Origin of the sequence: Coleofasciculus sp., from assembly GCF_046539235.1 — a bacterium.
Lineage (GTDB): Bacteria > Cyanobacteriota > Cyanobacteriia > Cyanobacteriales > Coleofasciculaceae > Coleofasciculus.
The window spans coordinates 1-3,841 of record NZ_JBKHHI010000533.1 but is presented as its reverse complement, the minus strand read 5'-3'; the positions used below and the strand labels follow the sequence as shown (position 1 = coordinate 3,841).

Here is a 3,841-nt window from a genome sequence, read left to right as displayed (position 1 = left end):
GAAAACGTCTTTTAGGCAATTGCCATCTGGATGTTGCCAGTAGCCTCAACAATTTGGGATTATTGTACTATGCTCAAGGTCGCTACAGTAAAGCTGAACCTCTTTACTTACAAGCTTTAGAGATGAGAAAATCTCTCTTAGGCAATTGCCATCCGGCTGTGGCGACTAGCATTAACAATTTAGCCGGACTCTACAATTCTCAAAAACGGTACAGAGATGCAGAATCGCTATTGGTTCAGGCATTAAGTTTGAGTGAACAGCACTTAGGACACGAGCATCCTAATACGGCTATTTTTCGCAAAAATTTATCCATTCTCCGCGCTCAGATTAAGACTAATCGTAGCTGGTGGCAGTGGTTATGGTAAGTAGGGGCTTGGTAACCAAGCCCCTACTGTTTTATGATTAAACAGCAGACACTTTTAAGCTACTCGGTTCTCCCAGTTTTCCTTCTAAAACTACACCTCGTTGATTAGTGTGGAGATGACGCAGAATTTTATAAATGGCTTCTATTTGGTCAGTCGCCCCCGCTTTCTGAGCTAACTGTGATAAAGACATCGGTTCTCCTTGATCCTGCAACACCTGAATAACCCGTTTCTGTAAATCCAAAATTGCAGCGGCAGCTTTTTTACCTGCTTCTACTCCAGGTTGATGGTAAGCGTTGATATTTACCAGGCAGGCGTACAATCCTACAGCCCGATCATATAAAGCAATCAGCGCTCCAACCGTGCGAGGATTGACTTGGGGAATTGTTACGGTAATCGAATCTCGTTGATTGTCATACAAGGCTTTTCGGGTTCCCTGTAATAAACCGGATAAATAGTCACCGGAAGTTACCCCCGTTTCTACCTGTGGAGAGTGTCCCTCGCGATCGCGCAACACTTCAATAAAGGTGACAAAGAAATTAGGAACCCCTTCGCGCAACTGCTGCACGTAGGCATGTTGATCCGTTGTACCTTTATTACCGTAAACGGCGATTCCCTGATGTACAGTATTACCATCGAGGTCTTTTTCCTTACCCAAGGATTCCATAACTAACTGCTGGAGGTAGCGAGAAAATAGCAGCAGGCTATCTTTGTAAGGTAAAACCACCATATCTTTTTCACCCTGACCATTCCCCGAAAAATACCAGGAAAGTGCCAGCAACGCCGCCGGGTTGTCTTGGAGATTATGGACACGGGTGGCACTATCCATTTCCTTCGCACCTGCCAGCATTTGGCGGATATCAATCCCTTGTAGTGCGGCGGGTAACAGTCCCACCGCTGACATTTCTGACGTGCGTCCTCCTACCCAGTCATACATGGGAAAGGTTGCCAGCCACCCTTCAGATTTTGCCAGTTTCTCTAAGTTACTATCTTCACCCGTAATCGCCACGGCATGGGTAGCAAAGTCGAGTTTCTGGGATTCATAAGCTTTTTTTGCCTCAATCATGCCATTGCGGGTTTCTGGGGTTCCTCCAGACTTAGAAATGACTAAGACGAGGGTGCTAGCCAAACGATCTTGCAGTTTAGCAATAGTGGCATCAATTCCCGCCGGATCAGTGTTATCTATAAAATGAATCCTTAGAGGCGGGAGATTAGGAGCAAGGGCATCGGCGACAAACTCAGGACCCAATGCTGAACCGCCAATGCCAATGGAAAGAATATCGGTGAATTTAGATGAACCTGGGGGATGGATATCACCACTATGGACTTTAGTGGTAAAGGATTCAATCTTCTCTAAGACGGTGAGGATATCTTGACGTAGTTCGGGGGTGGGCGCTATGTCAGGATCTCGTAACCAATAGTGACCCACCATCCGATTTTCATCAGGATTAGCGATCGCGCCCCTCTCCAATGCCTCCATATCCTGAAATGCCTTCTCAAACTTAGGTCGCATCGCCTCGACAAAGGCATGATCAAATCGCATACGGCTGACGTCGAGGTAAAAGTCTAACCCTTGGTGGTAATAGAGCCAGTCCTGATAGCGTTGCCAGAGTGCAGCGGCGTCCATAAGTAGCTTCTCAAATTCCTGTTTTTACCAATCACAAGTGTATGTTGTCCGGGGATCAGTTGTCAGTTTTCCTTTTCCAGTCGCTTAGTCTTATCAGCCGTCTCCTGCTTCCCAGACGCGCCATGGCGCGTCTCTACATGCTCCCTCTGCCTTCTGAAAGCCTTCTCAAATATACGGCTTGGGCAACACGCGCAAAAACTTGACGATGTGACCCGTCACTTCAATCCCTACTATATAGTTGTCGATGGTAAAGCGGTAAAAAATAGCATCTGAGCTGATGGGGTGAAGCCCTGGCAGGTCGTGAATGCTGTTAAGATGCATGAACTTCTCAAAAACCATGTCATAGACCTGCTGATAAGCAGCCGACTCTAGATTTTTGAGATCTTGTAGGAAAGACCGCGCATAGCGTACTTCTAGACTCACAGGATATACCCCGATTCCCCACGAATCATTCTAGTCTTTCTGCAAAGATTTTAGGGCAGATTTAGCAGTCGCAGCGCTTCTTCACGGGTCATCGCATCTCCGGGTCGAATTGTTCGCATGGATTCTTGCATGGCACAGAGCATATACAAGTCATAATAGAACGGTTGCAGAACTTTCCAGGCGTCTGCCAAGCTTTCATCAGGGAGTTGATCCACTAAATCAGGTAACTGTTGGGTTAAGCGTTGCAATCGACCTCTGAGTAAATTCATCAGCAAAGAATACTCCAATTGATTGACACTCACCGCCCTATAATAGCGGTGATTCTTCCGTCGCAGGGATTCCGATGAATTTACCCTCAGAAAGCATCTTGACCCTTCGGCTTATCTCGACTCCGCTCGATACAAGTCGCTCAGGGTCAACCGTGTGTCTCACGGCTGCAAGTCCTCGCAATAAGACTATTTGAGCTGCGGCTACATCTCTGTCGGTTGTGTAGCCGCAGTGATTACATGAATGGATACGCTCTGATCATAGTTTCTTGCCCGTTTCTGTTAAGCAATTGGGACATATTTGGCTCGTCTTGAGCCAAAATGTAGTCGTTCTCTTGCATAGGAGCAGTAACTGTGACCGTTCAGCTATCCCAGCTTGACTTCAATCGACTAACCCGCATTGTTCAAAATTTACCAGACTTTGCCTCTGAGTGCGATCGCACAGACTGGGTTGCAGGGGCTTTGGCAAATGTACCGCAAGTGAATAGCATCTTGGCGCGGCTAGACTTAGACGGTTCTGGAGATGGTTGCTTCTGTCGAAGTCGTCAGCTTTTTATCTCAGTTTGGACAAGTGGCTGACAGGAGAGAGACTTTAACGGTTTTCCTCAACTCTAAGCTGTCACGCATTTACAGCGCTTTTCAAGTAAGTGAGGTACACAGACAGATCCCCGACTTCTTGAAGAAGTCGGGGATCTTGCTTAGAGACTGTACCTCATCAACCACCAAATCTGCTGTAAATTGGGAATGGGTAGCGAGCAAGATGCAAAGCCTGCGGCATGGCTTCGCTAAACGCATTACAACGATTTTGTCGTTGTTAACATGAAGGTTTAAATGCCGAACAACGTATTCAACCTTTGACAAGCGATGAAGATTCAGACTTGATTTCTGAGTGAATGAACAACCTGTAGGGGCGACCCGCTTCATCTAATTAATAACACTAATCCACTCAATTAGGTCGGGTCGCCCTTTATTCAATGGCAAATCAGACTAACAATTTAGCACACTAACTACGGAAGACCCATCTTCTGGAAGCGTTGAGCCGTAGTTGTTGGTCAGAATTGCAGGACTTATGGCAGGATTTCAAGGAAATGGGCGAGAGGTTGCCTAGGCTCATCCTACCCCTACTGCTACAATCAAAGCAAGCTTAAACAATACATTACCGC

At 46.6% G+C, this 3,841-nt stretch carries 5 protein-coding genes and 1 pseudogene; 2 read left to right on the top strand and 4 right to left on the bottom strand.

Going from position 1 to position 3,841, the window contains the following annotated elements; all coding sequences use genetic code 11:
• A partial coding sequence (locus ACLFWI_RS28150) for a tetratricopeptide repeat protein (RefSeq protein WP_446415679.1) occupies nt 1-365 on the top strand: 365 nt, incomplete at its 5' end.
• Nucleotides 366-402: 37 nt separating this feature from the next.
• On the opposite strand, the gene ACLFWI_RS28145 is transcribed toward ACLFWI_RS28150, so the two are convergent.
• The 4 genes and pseudogenes from ACLFWI_RS28145 to ACLFWI_RS28130 form a co-directional block, all read right to left on the bottom strand.
• Entirely contained in the window at nt 403-1,989 is a 1,587-nt protein-coding gene (locus ACLFWI_RS28145) for a glucose-6-phosphate isomerase (protein WP_446415678.1), read from the bottom strand.
• 165 nt (nt 1,990-2,154) lie between these two features.
• Nucleotides 2,155-2,412, bottom strand: coding sequence for a cytotoxic translational repressor of toxin-antitoxin stability system (locus ACLFWI_RS28140; protein WP_446415677.1), 258 nt, complete (start codon nt 2,410-2,412; stop codon nt 2,155-2,157).
• Between the two features lie 50 nt (nt 2,413-2,462).
• Complete coding sequence (locus ACLFWI_RS28135; protein ID WP_446347561.1) at nt 2,463-2,681, bottom strand: hypothetical protein; 219 nt, start codon at nt 2,679-2,681, stop codon at nt 2,463-2,465.
• A 37-nt stretch (nt 2,682-2,718) separates the two neighbouring features.
• Nucleotides 2,719-2,991, bottom strand: a pseudogene (locus tag ACLFWI_RS28130) (zinc ribbon domain-containing protein); the annotation flags it as partial.
• Between the two features lie 41 nt (nt 2,992-3,032).
• Between ACLFWI_RS28130 and ACLFWI_RS28125 the strand changes: the two are divergent.
• Nucleotides 3,033-3,257, top strand: a complete 225-nt coding sequence (locus tag ACLFWI_RS28125; protein WP_446415676.1) for a hypothetical protein — start codon at nt 3,033-3,035, stop codon at nt 3,255-3,257.
• The last annotated feature ends 584 nt before the right edge of the window (nt 3,258-3,841 follow it).

Excerpts from the sequence above, each read along its gene's own strand:
- ACLFWI_RS28145 (WP_446415678.1), bottom strand. The coding sequence starts at position 1,989 with ATGGACGCCGCTGCACTCTGGCAACGCTATCAGGACTGGCTCTATTAC.
- ACLFWI_RS28135 (WP_446347561.1), bottom strand. The coding sequence starts at position 2,681 with ATGAATTTACTCAGAGGTCGATTGCAACGCTTAACCCAACAGTTACCT.